This window comes from Pedobacter sp., assembly GCF_046462515.1.
In the GTDB taxonomy this organism is placed as follows: domain Bacteria; phylum Bacteroidota; class Bacteroidia; order Sphingobacteriales; family Sphingobacteriaceae; genus Pedobacter.
The window spans coordinates 85,717-101,360 of record NZ_JBKGVD010000006.1; the positions used below are offsets into that span (position 1 = coordinate 85,717).

Here is a 15,644-nt window from a genome sequence, read left to right on the forward strand (position 1 = left end):
AGAATGGTTAAATACTAATCTGATTTATATGTTTCTGTGTAATTGGTATAAGTATTTGCAAAATGTTACATCAAATGTCGAAATAAAAAGAAAGTAAACTTTTATAGGTTTGATCATGAGTTTATTGTTTTTTACTTTGTTAAGTAAGTGCCCTTGTTTTTGCGAAAAAACTACCTATTCTTCTTTCTTTTTGCTTTTAAAATAATAAAATGAAATAAAAATTATTAACTTACAGTTTACAATTACTTAAAACAAATTATCCCTAAAATCAAAAGAACTATGACAAGAAAAATTTTACTACTAGTAGTAATCTTGTTTTCTTCTGCAATAGCTTTTGCCCAAAGAACCATAACGGGTAAGGTTATAGACGCAGAAGACAAAATAGGATTACCCGGTGTTGGAGTTAAGGTTAAAGGCACCAGTACTGCAACATCAACTAATCAGGATGGAAACTATTCTATTGTGGTGCCTTCAAATAATGCTGTTTTAGTATTTACATTTATTGGATACGAAACTAAAGAAATTGCAGTTGGTACACAAAATACAATTAATGCAACGTTGAGCACAAGTACACAGACCTTAGAAGGTGTTGTGGTTACTGCATTGGGTATTAAACGTGCAGAGAAATCAATAGGTTATTCATTACAGGTGGTAAAGGGCAACGATCTTACCATGACGGGTGATAATAATGCAATAGGTTCATTAGCAGGAAAAGTTGCCGGAGCACAGGTAACGGGCTCTTCGGGTGCAAACCTTGGAGGAACACAGAAGATTAAATTGAGAGGTATCAATTCGGTAACAGGGGGAGGTTCTCCTTTAATTGTGGTTGATGGTACACCATTTAATAATGGAAACTTTAGCGGTTCTGATGCAAATGGTGTAGATTTAGGAAACTTAGCCCAGGATATTAATCCGGAAGATATAGAAAGTGTAAGTGTTTTAAAAGGACCTGCTGCTTCTGCTTTGTATGGATCAAGAGGACAATATGGGGCTATTTTATATACGACCAAGAAGGGTGCTAAGGGAAAAGTAAAAGTAGAATTTAGCAGTTCTAATATGATTGAGAAAGTTGGAAACTTTCTGCCACTTCAAAATATATACGGAGCGGGAGGAACCCAGACTTTTAATACATTCGGATCGGCAACTCCAATTGCTGGACAAAAGTATATCAATGATTATGATGAGAGTTGGGGACCTAAAATGGACGGAACTCCTGTAAGAATGTATTTTTCTTTCTATCCACAAGATCCAAGATTTGGGCAGCTTACACCATTTGTACCTCAACCTAATAATATTAAAGATTTTTATGAAACAGGTTTTAATACCAATAACGGCATTACTGTTTCTGGAGGTAATGAAACAGCAACGCTTAGGTTAAGTTATAATAACACTTATATTAAAGGTACTTACCCTAATACAAATTTGAAAAGAAATAACTTAGGGTTAAGCTCAACCATAAATATAACATCTAAGTTAACAGCTGGAGCAAATTTAAATTACGCGAATAACGACGGATTGAGACCTGTTCAGGGTTATCAGGGATCATTTACAGGTGCAACACAATGGTTTCAAAGAAATCTGGATATTAATGAATTAAAAAATTATAAATATGCTGATGGAACTATAAAAAATTGGAATGTTAGCCCAAGTACAGCTGCAGCAACAGCAGGTATTATTCTGAATAATAAACCATCAGATTGGAATAACCCCTATTTTGATGCTTATGAAAATCTGAATATGGATAACAGAGATCGTTTTTTTGGAGATATTAATCTGAGTTACCAAGTATATAGTGATTTAAAACTTTCGGGTTTTGTACGTTCAGATATGTATGTACAACGCTTAAGAAACTATACGGCTTTAGGCGGGCGTTCTTTAGACGGCTACTTTGAAGGCAAATACCAGAATACAGAGAATAATTATGAGTTTTTAGCGCAATATAATAAGACCATAAGTGATTTTTCTGTAAATGTGAATGCCGGAGCTAACTTGCTTACACAAGAGTATTCTTCTCTTTCTCAAGCAACTGTTGGGGGGTTGTCAAGTCCGGGTTTTTATAGCATTGCAGCTTCTATTGACAGACCGAGTGTGAGTAATTACCTGAGAAAAAAACAGGTTAGAAGCATGTATGCAATGGCATCTTTAGGTTATAAGGATATTTATTTTATTGATGCTTCAATAAGAAATGATATTTCTTCAGCCTTGCCTAAAAACAATAACTCTTACTTTTATCCTTCTGTATCTGGAAGTATATTATTTAGTGAATTGTTAAATTGGAAAGCATTGAGCTTTGGTAAACTGAGAGCTTCTTATGCTATTGCCGGATCTGATTTAGCAGCTTATGATATATATCCGATTTTTGTTGCAGGAGCTGTATATGCTGATGGAACCAATACCATCAATACAATGACACTTCCAAGCACTTTAAGAAATCCTAATATTGAACCATCGTATGCAAATTCATTTGAAATAGGAACTGAGCTGAAGTTTTTTAATAACAGATTAGGCATGGATGTAACTTATTACAATCAGCTTAATAAAAATCAGATTATCAATTTAACGGTATCTCCGGCAAGTGGGTACAGCTCTACTGTTATTAATGCAGGTAAAATCAGAAATAAAGGTATTGAGTTATCTGTAAACGGATCTCCTGTAAAAACCGGTTATTTTGAATGGAACTCTTCATTAAACTTTGCAAGAAATACCAGTATGATAGAAGAATTGCACAAAGATGTGAAGTCTTTAACACTGGGGAGTAATACCTATTCTTCGCAAACAGTTTATTTATATGCCAGAGAAAATGAAGCTTTTGGTACTTTAATAGGTCCTGGTTATGCGAGAGATCAAGCTACAGGCAAATTGTTATTAGATGCTTCTGATTTACCAACACAAAAGCTGAATACCAATTTTGGATCGGTTTTACCAAAATTTACAGGAGGCTTTAGAAACACTTTCAGATATGGTAATTTTGATTTGGGCGCAATGATCGACTTTCAGAAAGGCGGACAATTTTTTAGCTGGACACAAATGTTAGCTGTTAAATCAGGTCAGGCTGATATTACAGCTGCTTTAAATGATAAAGGTGTAAATGTACGTGAGCCTTTAGCAAATGGAGGAGGGGTAAAAGTTAGCGGTATTTATGCTCCGGGAACTAAAAAAATAATTGGAGGTGTTTCAACTGATGTAAGTGGCCAGTCATTTGATGGTTATGTAGATGCAAAAGCTTATTACAGAACTTCTTTAGGAACCAGAATATATGAAGAGTGGTTATATGATGCTTCTTATATTAAATTGAGAGAAGTATCGTTAGGTTATAGTTTTAATCAGAAATTATTAGCGAAAACACCTTTTACCAAATTAAAAATATCTGCTATTGCTCGTAATCCATTAATGATCTGGCAAAAAGCACCTAAAGGATTAGATCCTTCTGAACTATCAGCTGGCAGTGCAAATGTTAGCTGGATTGAAAAAGGTGAATTGCAAACTGTACGATCATTTGGATTAAATCTGAGTGTAACTTTCTAAAAATAACAACATGAAAAAATATTTAAAAATATCATATTCATTATTATTAGGGACAGCAGCATTATGGTCAAGCTGTACTAAATTTGATGAAAACTTAAACAAAGATCCTAATAACCCAAGTAAGGCATCAGGCACACAGTTAATTGCTAACTCTGAATTTTATCTACCAAGTATTAGTTCTAATGCATACGGAGTACATTACCCTCAATATTTGTCGTTAACCTTATACCCGGATAATGCGAGATATGTTACAACTAATTTTTCTTTCTCTACATGGTATACTGGCCCGCTAAATAATCTGGAAACAGCAATTAACTCTACATTGAATGCAAACGAGGGGCCTGTGCAAAACCAGTTGGCGGTAGCTAAAATTCTGAAAGCTTATTTCATCTGGCATGTTACAGACAGATGGGGAGATGTGCCTTTTAGCGAAGCTTTGAAAGGAGATAATAATTATGTGCCTAAATATGACAAGCAACAGGATATCTACAATGCTATGTTTAAGTTATTAGATGAAGCAAATGCTTTAATTACCGTAACTACAGCTGCAGGAAACATCAAAAATGATATCATATATAAAGGAGATATGGCCAAGTGGAAAAAGCTGGGAAATACCATACATATGTTAATGGCTTTGAGATTATCTAAAGTAGATCCAGCTAAAGGTAAAGATGAGTTTAATAAAGCGCTGACTAATGGCATTATGACATCAAACTCAGATAATCTTTCCTATCCTCATTTAGCGCAAACAGATCATCAGAATTTTTGGTACAATTCATTTACAGTATTGGGAAGAAACTGGTATGCCGTAAGTAAACCTGTTGTAGATTATATGAAACCTTTAAATGATCCGCGTTTACCCATTTTTGCCAATAAATCGACAAATACTAACGATTATGTAGGCTTGGATTACGGTTTGGCTACAGAGGTGGTTCCTGGAAATTATTCTCTTTTAGGTTCTGCCATTCGCCAGCAAAATTCACCTGTTTATCTGGTAACCTACGCGCAGGCGTTATTTGCATTGGCAGAAGCTGCTAAGATCAATTGGATTACTGGAGGAGATGCTGTTGCAGAAACCAATTATAATAATGCAATTACCCAATCAATAAGTCAATGGACAGGAAGTACAACTGGTGCAGCAAATTATTTACTACAACCGGCTGTTGCTTACTCGCCTCTAAATGCACTTGAAAAAATTGGAAATCAAAGATGGATTCATTTGTTTATGCACGGTTACGAAGGCTGGGCAGAGTGGAGAAGAACCGGTTTCCCAAATTTTTTAGTGGTTGCTCCAGGAGCTAACAATAATTTAATCCCAAGAAGAGAAGGCTATCCAACAAACGAGCCACAGATCAATAAAGCAAATTATGACGCTGCGGTTGCCGCTTTCCCTTATGGAGGCACAGATGGTCTGAACACCAGAGTGTGGTGGGATAAACCATAAACTGATACCAAATAAAAAAGCCGCTTTAAGCGGCTTTTTTATTTGTGAAAATTTTCTTTTACCCAAAAAACAGATAAGCTAAACCGATAGCAGTACATACCCCTGCTAAATCTGCTAATAACATCGTACCAACGGCGTAACGGGTATTTTTAACAGAAACCGAGCCAAAATAAACCGCAATTACATAGAAAGTTGTATCGGCAGCACCTTGAAAAACACCGGATAACTTACTTGCAAAAGAATCAGGGCCGTATGCAGTCATGGTATCAACCATCATTCCCCGGGCACCGCCGCCACTTAAAGGACGGATTAATGCTGTTGGTAATGCTTCTACAAAACGGGTATCGGCTCCAAAAAAGGTAAAAAAGTTCTTAATACCTAAAATAACCACATCAAACGTTCCGCTTGTACGTAGCATGCTAATGGCTACCAGCATACCTACTAAATAAGGAATAATTTTTACAGCGGTTTCAAAACCTCCTTTAGCCCCTTCAACAAAGGCATCAAAAACATCTATCTTTTTATAAACGCCACCTAATAAAATAACCAAAACAATAAATAAGATTACACCGCTGCTCAGTGTTCCAGAAAATGAAGCTATATCTTTAGAATTTAATGTGGTGATATACCAAACAAGTAAGCCTATAATGGCGCTAATGCCTAAAACCCAACCTAAGATTACGGGTTGAAAAATATTGATTCTTTGTTTAAAGGAAACAATGAGCATGGCCGTAAGTGTGCCCACAAAAGTTACGATTAAACAAGGAATGAAAATATCGGTAGGATCTGATGCATTGGACGAAGCCCTTAAAGCAATCACACTTACAGGAATTAAACTTAAACCGGCAGCATGTAAGCATAAAAACATGATTTGAGAATTACTTGCTGTTTCTTTGTGAGGATTAAGTTCCTGCAAACTTTCCATGGCTTTAAGACCAAAAGGGGTTGCCGCATTATCTAATCCCAATAAGTTGGCAGAAAAATTCATTACCATGTGCCCTGTGGCAGGATGCCCTTTAGGAATTTCGGGAAATAATTTAGAAAAGAACGGACCAACTATCTTAGACAGTAAACGAATGCCTCCTGCTTTTTCTGCAATGCTCATTAAGCCCATGAAAAAAGCTAAGACACCAATTAGTTTTAAACACATTTCTACTGCGTTCCAGCAAGTTTGTATTACACCATCAACCTTGGTTAAGTTGGTTGGATCATCGGCCTTACCAATTATCATCCAGCTAAAAATTTCTGTCTGACCTAAAAAAAAGCATTTAATACAGGCTACTACAATAGCCACAATAATAAATGCCGACCAAATTCTGCTTAATGCCATTTGTTTGTTTTATTTATTAAAATCTCTTAAAGAAGTTTATTACTGCAATTTACCATCCGTAAATGATAAAATTAAATTTTGATCGCTATATAATTTGAACGAGGCATTTTGGTTAAACACAATATCTCCTTCAATAGATTGATTTTCTGTGTGATAAACAGTATAAGCATCACAATAAGAAAGATCACCAATATCTTCAATAAAATAGGTCTTTTCAGTGCCTAAACCATTGAGATAAGGCTTTTCTTCGTAATTTATTCCTATATCGGTTTTAATTCCATTTATTGCTATATTTTTAATCAGGATATGAAAAATCTGTTTGGTGTTTTGCGGTATGCTGAAATAAGAATCTGTATTTTGATTCTGGTAACTGCTGGAAGCTATGGAGATCAATCCGGTTAAGATAGAGGCAAAATAGAATGATCTGATTTCCTGTTTTTCAAAATCATTTTGATAACCGCCGGCTTCTATTAATATAGTTGAAGTACCTTTTTTCTGGAAATTATCGCCAAAAGCACGTGGTTCAAACTCATTGTCAAACAGGCTGATCTGTTGTGGCAGAACAAGGTTTAAATGTTTAAACATCTCTGTAATTACCAGCATAGCATTTTTACGGGTATCGTTTACGCTCAACGCCTCATCATAAGCAGGGGCGAGGTAAGATAGTGTAGCCGGTTTTCGTGAACCTTTTACACTCCATAAAGTATTCTGATCGTGTAAATTGAAACCAAAATGTGGTTCAAAATCATCTCGGCATTGCTTTAAAATCTTGGCCTCCGGTGTAAGCGTTTGCAGGTAATCGCGGTTAATATCTATTTGCTGGGCGTTCCGTCTGGTAAATACAGTAGCTCCATCGGGATTTACCATTGGCATAAACAATAATGTACAGTTGTTTGCCAGCAGTGTTACGCTTTCATGATCGCTCTGTAAGAAATTAAACAGATCAAATAAAGTCATGGTACCTGTAGCTTCATCGCCGTGCATTTGGCTCCAAAGCATAACTTTTACTGGTCCGTTTCCCCATTGTATGGTATGGATACTCAAGCCTTTAACAGACTTGCCTGCTTCTTTAACTTTAAACGTAGCAGGTAATTTTTTAATAAGAGCAATAATATCTTCATGTTTAAAAAAGCGGTTGTTAAGCCTAACTTCTTTAAAAGACGAGTGAAGAGATAGAATATCTTTAATATACATAGTGAATAAAACTGTGTCTAAACAAAAAAGTGAGAAACCTGAAAATAATAAACAGATTTCTCACTAAGTATATTTTAAACCTTTCTGTAATGTTTATGGTTTTTCATCGGTAAGTCCAAAGCCCCAGTTTTTACCTTTTTCGGTTGCAGGAATACCCTTAACCATCCATTCTGGTGCCTTAGCTCCTTTTAAATAGTAATCAAAGAACTGTTGTTCACGAATTTGGATATCTTTTCTGTTTTGACGCTGAACCAGATTATGTGCTTCATTATTATAGTTAAGCATCCAAACTGGTTTGCCCAAACGTCTTAAACCCGTAAACATTTCTATACCTTGGTACCATGGCACAGCTCCATCGGCATCATTAGCCATAATAACCACAGGTGTGGTTACATTTGGTAACTTGAATAAAGGAGAGTTCTCAATATACAATTCAGGTTTTTCCCATAAAGTAGCGCCTATGCGACTTTGGGTTTTTTCGTACTGGAACTGACGGTTCATACCGCTTTCCCAGCGGATACCGCCATAAGCTGATGTCATATTTACCACAGGAGCACCCGCCCATGCAGCAGCATACATGTTGGTAGCTGTAATTAAATGCGCTACCTGGTAACCGCCCCAGCTTTGTCCCTGAATACCAATTTTGCTACCATCAACCCAGGCATTTTTTTTCAGATATTCAACTCCTGAATTGATGAATTCTTCAGCAGATTTACCCGGATGACCGGTTTCATAACTGATATCAGGGGTAAATACTAAATATCCATTACTCACAAAGAACGGAATATTTAAGCGTGAAGGTGTAGGAGAAGGAGCCTGATAAGTGTATAATCCATCTGAAAGTTTTTCATAGAAATAAACGATCATAGGGTATTTCTTATTCGGATCGAAGTTATCCGGTTTATATAAGATACCTTCAGATTTATAGCCTTTTGGCGTAGTCCATTTTACAAGTTCTGTTGTACCCCAAATATAATTGGCCTGCTGTAAATTGGTATTACTTAATTTTACGGCCGTTTTCATATCTTTTGAGATATAAACATCTGGCGATTGGATATAGCTACCTTTATCGTAAATGTAGTAAACAGCATCACGGGCTTTGGTTACAGAAGAGAATTTTGCTTTGTCCATTACCAAAAGCTCAGGTAACTTGTTATCGTTGATGTTTTTGGTATAAAAACCATCCTCTTTAGTAGCATTGTTAAAGGTACTTAATAATAAAGTTTCATTACGTTTAAAAAAACGCGCTTCTGTACTGGTTCTTTGTACCCTGAAAGTAAGATTATTTGAGCGACCAAAACCAATGGTAATATTTTTAGGTTTGTCTTTACCGTCAGGAGATAAAGCCCAGATATCATATTTGTCGTAAATAAGAACACTCTTATCTTCTTCAGTCCATCCTGCAAGTCCGTAAGAATTGGCATAGTCTGGAACATCATTTTCTTCGTCGGCAAATTTTACATTAAGATTTGCGGTGAGAGATATGGTTTTACCAGTTGCTACCTGGTAACTGTACCAGTTGCCATCAACTCTGTTAAAATACAGGATATAATTTCCATTTGGAGATGCCATTGCATTTCCTTGGAGATTTTCAATGATTTTTTTACGACTTCCTGTTTTTACATCAACTAAATAATAATCACGTAGGGTGCTTCCTGTCCACTGAGAGGCTATACGATTACCATAATCTGTAGAAGCCAATACATAAGATTGGTTGCCTTCATTTACCAATGCTGCATCAGGTAATTTCTCATCGGTAAGCGGAATGATTTTAGCATCTGCACTGTAAACATTGATCACAGACAGGAAATTTTTCTTTAAATCTCTGTCTACATTTTTTAACTGTACGGTCTGTAAATAATCGTCTTTGTAACCCCAGATATCAAGCTTGGCATGTTCAAACTCTACTAAAGTGGTATCTTTTGGTTTTTTCTCTGGAGCAATACCAAAGAAAAGTTTGCTTCCATCTTTACTGAAATTTAAACGGGCATCGCCACTTACCACAAAATTTGCAGGCATACCTTCTGCTTCTTTATCGATCAGAACCTGTGCTGTATCTAAGTTTATAGAAGTAAAGTAAATGTTGTAGTCTTTAATTTCGTCTTTTTCAGGGCTGGTCTCGCCTAAGAATGCAAGATGTTCGTCTTCATCATCAAATACAAAAGTTTTGTAATTGCCTTTGGTTTTTACCAAGGTTTTTAGCGTACCTTTTTCTGTATTTAACAAGAATACACCTGTTTTGGCATCTTTATCTTTTTTAGATCCCGAAGCTGTGAAAACCAATAATTTACCATCTTTACTGAATTTATAATCAGTAACATATTTATACGTAGTTTCTGTTCCAGTTGTCAGATTTTTCACAATAAAGTCTGTTCCTTCTTTAGCAGAAGCAGCTGCATTGGCTTTTTTTGAAGTATCAATAGGCTTTTCAAGTAAATAGGCCAGGATTGAAGCGCCTTTATCTGGAAATGCAAAAGATTTTACTCTTGGAATCTTTGTAACGGATAAGGTGGTGAGGTTTACAATACCTAAAGTGTCTTTTTGTTGCTCTTCCGGTTTTTTCTTTTTGATTTTTTCTAGACGGGTATCTTTAAAAAAAGGTTTGATTAAAAATGCCGCGAACTTCGAATCGTTAGAAAAGCTATTGCCCGCACCGCGGTTGATCTTTAATTTTCTGGCCGAAAGTGTTTCGTTAAAATACAGGTCTCCATCTCCTTCCTGGGGTACAATCATATAACTGGCCCATACACCATTGTTTGAAATCTGTTTACTGGCAATGCTTTGCCAACCGTCATAAACCGAATGGTCTAAAGGTTTTTTCTGTGCAAAAACCACTGAGGTTAGCAATGCAAAGAATAAGGTAAGTTTCTTTTGCATGTTAAATTTTGATAAGTTTATTTTTAGCGGGATTAATTTAACTTAAAAAAAGTAAAATATTAAGCATTCAGGCCATTATCAATCAAATTTTACAAATGAGGCCTGATATTGAAAGATTTCTTAAGGTTGAATTTAGCTGAACAGAAAGATTTTTCAGATTGATAATATCTCTTAAAACAAAAAAAGCATCCGGTTAAGGATGCTTTTATTATTTATTTTTTCTTTTGATTAGCGGCCTGCTGTTGCTGGCGCATGTAATCTTCTAAACGGGATTGGAAACCCGATTTCTTCTTTTCTGTTTTTGGTTTGGTCTTATTTTCCTGTAAGATAGCATGTATCTTATCATCGTTTACCATTTTTCTGATGATAAACTGTTGTAAGAAAGTAATCATGTTAGCAAGGAAATAGTAATAGTTCAAACCAGAAGGATAACTGTTTAACACTCCAAAGAAAATTAAAGGCATAATATAGCCAATGTATTTCATTTGACCTGTAGCGCCCGATATCTGGTTGTTAAAGTAAGTATAAATCAATGTAGAAATGGTCATTAATAAACACATTAAACTCAAGTGATTACCAATTAAAGGAATGTTAAAACCAAAGCTGATAAAGTTATCATACGTGGAAAGGTCTTTCATCCATAAGAAACTTTCGCCTCTAAGCTCAAATAAGTTAGGAAAGAAGAAAAAGAATGCCATTACAAAAGGTAATTGTAATACCATAGGTAAACAACCTCCCAATGGGTTTACACCAACTTGTTTATATAGCTTTAAGTATTCCTGTTGTAAAAGAGTAGGGTTATCTTCGCCTACTTTAGCTTTAATTTCATCCATTTCTGGCTTTAAAATCCTCATTTTAGCCATAGACACGTATGACTTATAAGTTAATGGCGACATAGCCAGTTTTAACAGGATTGTTAAAACTAAAATGATTAATCCATAACCCCAATGGAAGCTTTCCAATAAGTTGAAAACTGGCAATACAATAAACCTGTTAATGTATTTTAAAGGCCAGTAACCTAAATCAACCTGTTTTTCAAGCTCATGTCCTTGTGCTTTTAGCGTAGAGAATTTATTGGTCCCGAAATAGAATTTAAAACCGTAATTCTGAGCAGCAAGCTGGTTAAAAGGTAATTGCATATTAGCTCCGTACCATTTAATGGTTCCAGGCTCTGTTAATATCTTAACTTCTAAATCGCCTTTTTCAAATGGGGTGTTGCTCATTAACACCGCAGAGAAGAAATGTTGTTTAAAAGAGATCCACTCAATTTTTCCTTCTTTTAATTCTTCTTTTTCGTCTTTACGAAGATTTAAGTGATCGGGTGTTTTATCTACATATTTGAAATATGGTGCAGAGTGTTCCTGCTCTTTTTTAGGGTCTTTTTCCTGTTCTAAAAGTGTACTTTCCCAGTTTAAAGCTACTGTATTGCCTTGTATAACCTGGTTTAAGCCTTTTAGATTGATGTTGAAATCTACATTGTAGCTATCAGGCTGTAAAGTATAAGCAAACTCAATGTCTTTACCTTCTGCATAACTGGCTTTCATATTTACCGTGTTGCCAGTTTGTGTAGCTGTAAAATACAAATTGTTGGTATTTACAATTTGCCCGCCTATATTCAGATTAAGACCAAATTTGTTCTGATCTCCTTCAAATAAGGTTACAGGCTTACCATTATAGGCTTTCTCGCCTTTAATTTCTACTGAAGCAATTTTACCACCTAAGTTGCTGAAAGTAACTTTCAGTTTTTCATTTTCAACTGTAAGCGTCTGTGCATTACCGGCAAGATTTGCACCAAAAGGACCTTTTAATGCGGCAGAATCTATGGCTGGTTTGGCATTAATTTGTTTTGTTTCGGTTGTATTTGGGGTAACGCCTGCTTTTTTAAGCGAGTCGGCGGTAATTCTTTCTCTTTCCTTTTTGATCTCAGCCTCATTAGGCTTCATAAAAAATACAGATACTCCTAATATGATCATTATCAGGAATAAACCTGTAAAGGTGTTTTTATCCATTTTACTATTTTATTCTTTCTTAACTTGTTTTCTTTTTGGCCTGCTCAATTGCGGCGGCCACAAATTTAACAAAAAGTGGGTGAGGATTAGCAACTGTTGATTTTAATTCTGGATGAAATTGAGAACCAACGAAAAAAGGATGGTTTTTTAGCTCTACAATTTCCACTAAATTGCTTTCTGGATTGATCCCTGAAGCCATTAAACCAGCTTCTTCGTATTGTTTTAGATACGCATTATTAAATTCGTAACGATGTCTGTGACGTTCAGAAATATGTGTTTTTCCATAGGCAGAATAAGCTTTTGTTCCCTTTTTAATATCACAAGGGTAAGCGCCAAGGCGCATAGTACCACCTTTTGCGGTAATATTTTTCTGCTCTTCCATCATATTGATGACAGGATATGGCGTATGCTCGTCTATTTCGGTTGTATTTGCATTGGTTAGGCCCAATACATTACGTCCAAACTCAATTACTGAACACTGCATACCTAAACATATACCAAAGAAAGGAATATTGTTTTCACGTACATATTTAATGGCATCAACTTTACCTTCAACACCTCTGCTACCAAAGCCCGGTGCAACCAATACACCATTTAAATGACCTAATTTTTCTTTTACGTTATCTGCATATATTGTTTCTGAGGGAATATATTCTATGCGGACTTTGCACTCATTCTTTGCGCCTGCATGAATAAAAGCTTCGTTAATAGATTTATAAGCATCAGGTAGTTCAACATATTTACCTACCAAACCAATTTTTACTTCAGAAGTAGGGTTTTTTAAACGGCCCAGAAAGTCTTTCCAACTTTCCATATCAGGCTCATTTTTAGTAGGTAATTTTAATTTAGAAAGAACGGTTTTATCCAGATTTTCTTTCATCATTAACAACGGAACGCTGTAGATTGATGATGCATCAATAGATTCAATTACTGCATTTACGTTTACATTACAAAATAAAGCTATTTTTTTGCGGATATCGGGACTGATGCGGTGTTCTGTACGGCATACTAAAATATCAGGCTGTATGCCGTATTCTAATAATGTTTTTACAGAGTGTTGGGTAGGCTTGGTTTTTAATTCGCCTGCAGCGGCTAAGAAAGGAATTAAAGTAAGGTGGATCACAATGGCATTGTTTGCACCTTCTTCCCATTTAAACTGGCGTACGGCTTCTATAAAAGGCAAAGACTCAATATCACCAACGGTTCCCCCCAATTCTGTAATTACGATATCGTAATTACCGCTATCGCCCAGTATACGCATATTATGCTTGATCTCGTCGGTAATGTGAGGGATAACCTGTACAGTTTTTCCTAAATAATCGCCATGACGCTCTTTATTGATTACATTTTGGTAGATACGACCGGTAGTGATGTTATTGGCCTGTGAAGTAGGGGTGTTTAAGAAACGCTCATAATGACCTAAATCTAAATCTGTTTCTGCTCCGTCCTCTGTAACAAAGCATTCGCCGTGTTCATATGGGTTTAAAGTTCCCGGGTCTATGTTAATATAAGGATCGAATTTCTGAATGGTTACTCTGTAACCTCTGGCTTGTAAAAGTTTAGCTAATGAAGCGGAAATGATGCCTTTTCCCAATGAGGAAGTAACACCGCCCGTAACAAAAATATACTTAGTCATGGATGAATTTTTAGTGCAACAAATATGCTTTTGTTGCTTTTTGTACGGGATACAAAGGTAATAAAAAAAGACGGATGTTTAGCTTTTGTTGAAAAGATATTTAATATCCACAATACGCGAGATAAAGAACTGGCTTACACTATTATGAATAGCAGAAACAAAAAAAGATTGAAAGAAATTAGAGATTATAACTGGGTCTTTATAGCTAAATACAATAAAAAAGGGGCCTTTAGTTTGCAAAATAGCAATAACTAAAGACCCTTTTACAGATAGAAAAAAAAGAGAATATTATAATGCTGGAAGTATTTTTTCCATGATACTTATACCTTCATCGATGTGGGATTTTTCTATACATAACGCAGGCCTGAAACGGATGGTTTGGTTACCGCAACCTAAGAACATTACATTATGTTCCATACCTTTTGCTACAAACTGATCACGCATTTCTTTATTAGGAAAATCGAATGCAGTTAATAAACCTCGACCACGGATATTACTCATTTTATCATGTTTCTGAGCAAGTTTGGTTAACTCATCTTGTAGGTACTTACCTACGCTCTGAGCGTTTTCTACCAGTCTGTCTTCTTCAATAATATTTAAGATCTGAGTAGAACGTACCATATCTACCAGATTACCGCCCCATGTAGAGTTGATACGTGAAGGAACATTGAAAACATTCCCTTCTACTTCTTCTACTTTTTTACCTACAAGAATACCGCAGATCTGCATTTTCTTACCAAAAGAAATGATATCTGGTTGAGCTTGTTCACTAAAATGCTGGTGGCACCAGAATTTACCTGTTAAACCCACACCGGTTTGTACTTCATCATAAATTAGCATGGCTTCGTTTTCATCTGCAAGCTGGCGTAACTGAATCAAAAAATCTTCTCTGAAATGATTGTCGCCTCCTTCAGATTGTACAGGCTCTATGATAATGGCACAAACATCGTCTTTATTATCGGCAAATGCTTTTTTGATCTGTTCAATTGAGCGGGCTTCCTCTGCTTTAACCTGATTTAAATTTTCTTCTGTTAAAGGAAATTTAAGCTGAGGTGTGCTAATGCGCGGCCAGTCAAATTTTGCAAACCATTTGGTTTTATCGGGTAAGGTATTGGTTAAGCTTAGTGTATAGCCACTGCGACCATGAAATGCTTTTTCAAAATGGATTACTTTAAATCCTTTTTCTTCTTTGTATCCTTTGGCAAAGTTTTTCTGAACTTTCCAGTCCATAGCAGTTTTAATAGCATTTTCAACAGCTAATGCACCTCCCGCAATAAAAAACGCATGAGGTAGATATGAAGGAATGCCTACTTTAGAGAAAGTATCAACAAACTGAGCGTATTGCTGTGTATAAACATCTGAGTTTGAGGGATTGGCAATTGCAGCTAAAAGCAGATTGTGCTTAAAGCTCTCATCATTAATCATTTTTGGATGGTTATAGCCCAAGGGTACAGAGGCAAAACAGGTAAAGAAATCTAATAGTTTTCTGTTGCCTTTAGAATCGTACATATAAGCACCACTACTTTTTTCCATATCGTAAGTGATGTCATAACCGTCGGCTAAAATATGCTTCTTCAAAGTCTCATTAACACGGCTCGGTTCGATGTTTAATTGGTACATATATTATGG

8 protein-coding genes are annotated in these 15,644 nt (G+C 35.9%); 2 read left to right on the top strand and 6 right to left on the bottom strand.

Annotation, left to right across the window (positions count from 1 at the left end):
- The first annotated feature begins 279 nt into the window (after positions 1–279).
- Positions 280–3,525: a SusC/RagA family TonB-linked outer membrane protein gene (locus ACLHG9_RS06170; protein ID WP_410220620.1), complete on the top strand. Its 3,246-nt coding sequence runs from the start codon at positions 280–282 to the stop codon at positions 3,523–3,525.
- Between the two features lie 10 nt (positions 3,526–3,535).
- A complete protein-coding gene (locus ACLHG9_RS06175; RefSeq protein ID WP_410220621.1) occupies positions 3,536–4,969 on the top strand; it encodes a SusD/RagB family nutrient-binding outer membrane lipoprotein in 1,434 nt (477 codons plus the stop codon).
- Between the two features lie 58 nt (positions 4,970–5,027).
- Here the strand turns inward: ACLHG9_RS06175 and ACLHG9_RS06180 are convergent, their stop codons facing one another.
- From ACLHG9_RS06180 to lat, 6 genes are all read right to left on the bottom strand, one after another.
- Positions 5,028–6,299, bottom strand: a complete 1,272-nt coding sequence (locus ACLHG9_RS06180; RefSeq protein WP_410220622.1) for a nucleoside recognition domain-containing protein — start codon at positions 6,297–6,299, stop codon at positions 5,028–5,030.
- A 39-nt stretch (positions 6,300–6,338) separates the two neighbouring features.
- Positions 6,339–7,493 carry a M14 family zinc carboxypeptidase gene (locus ACLHG9_RS06185; protein WP_410220623.1) on the bottom strand — a complete coding sequence of 385 codons (1,155 nt, stop codon included), beginning with the start codon at positions 7,491–7,493 and terminating at the stop codon, positions 6,339–6,341.
- 93 nt (positions 7,494–7,586) lie between these two features.
- On the bottom strand, positions 7,587–10,370 hold the full coding sequence (locus tag ACLHG9_RS06190) for a prolyl oligopeptidase family serine peptidase (RefSeq protein ID WP_410220624.1): 2,784 nt from the start codon (positions 10,368–10,370) through the stop codon (positions 7,587–7,589).
- A 212-nt stretch (positions 10,371–10,582) separates the two neighbouring features.
- Entirely contained in the window at positions 10,583–12,379 is a 1,797-nt protein-coding gene (gene yidC / locus ACLHG9_RS06195) for a membrane protein insertase YidC (RefSeq protein WP_410220625.1), read from the bottom strand.
- 19 nt (positions 12,380–12,398) lie between these two features.
- Positions 12,399–14,015 (bottom strand): CTP synthase, encoded by a 1,617-nt coding sequence (locus ACLHG9_RS06200; RefSeq protein WP_410220626.1) that lies wholly within the window; start codon positions 14,013–14,015, stop codon positions 12,399–12,401.
- Positions 14,016–14,303: 288 nt separating this feature from the next.
- Positions 14,304–15,635, bottom strand: coding sequence for an L-lysine 6-transaminase (gene lat / locus ACLHG9_RS06205; RefSeq protein ID WP_410220627.1), 1,332 nt, complete (start codon positions 15,633–15,635; stop codon positions 14,304–14,306).
- Between the last annotated feature and the right edge of the window lie 9 nt (positions 15,636–15,644).

Bases quoted from the DNA above. Each gene is read 5' to 3' on its own strand.
- ACLHG9_RS06170 (WP_410220620.1), top strand. From the start codon at position 280: ATGACAAGAAAAATTTTACTACTAGTAGTAATCTTGTTTTCTTCTGCA.
- ACLHG9_RS06175 (WP_410220621.1), top strand. From the start codon at position 3,536: ATGAAAAAATATTTAAAAATATCATATTCATTATTATTAGGGACAGCA.
- ACLHG9_RS06180 (WP_410220622.1), bottom strand. From the start codon at position 6,299: ATGGCATTAAGCAGAATTTGGTCGGCATTTATTATTGTGGCTATTGTA.
- ACLHG9_RS06185 (WP_410220623.1), bottom strand. From the start codon at position 7,493: ATGTATATTAAAGATATTCTATCTCTTCACTCGTCTTTTAAAGAAGTT.
- ACLHG9_RS06190 (WP_410220624.1), bottom strand. From the start codon at position 10,370: ATGCAAAAGAAACTTACCTTATTCTTTGCATTGCTAACCTCAGTGGTT.
- yidC (WP_410220625.1), bottom strand. From the start codon at position 12,379: ATGGATAAAAACACCTTTACAGGTTTATTCCTGATAATGATCATATTA.
- ACLHG9_RS06200 (WP_410220626.1), bottom strand. From the start codon at position 14,015: ATGACTAAGTATATTTTTGTTACGGGCGGTGTTACTTCCTCATTGGGA.
- lat (WP_410220627.1), bottom strand. From the start codon at position 15,635: ATGTACCAATTAAACATCGAACCGAGCCGTGTTAATGAGACTTTGAAG.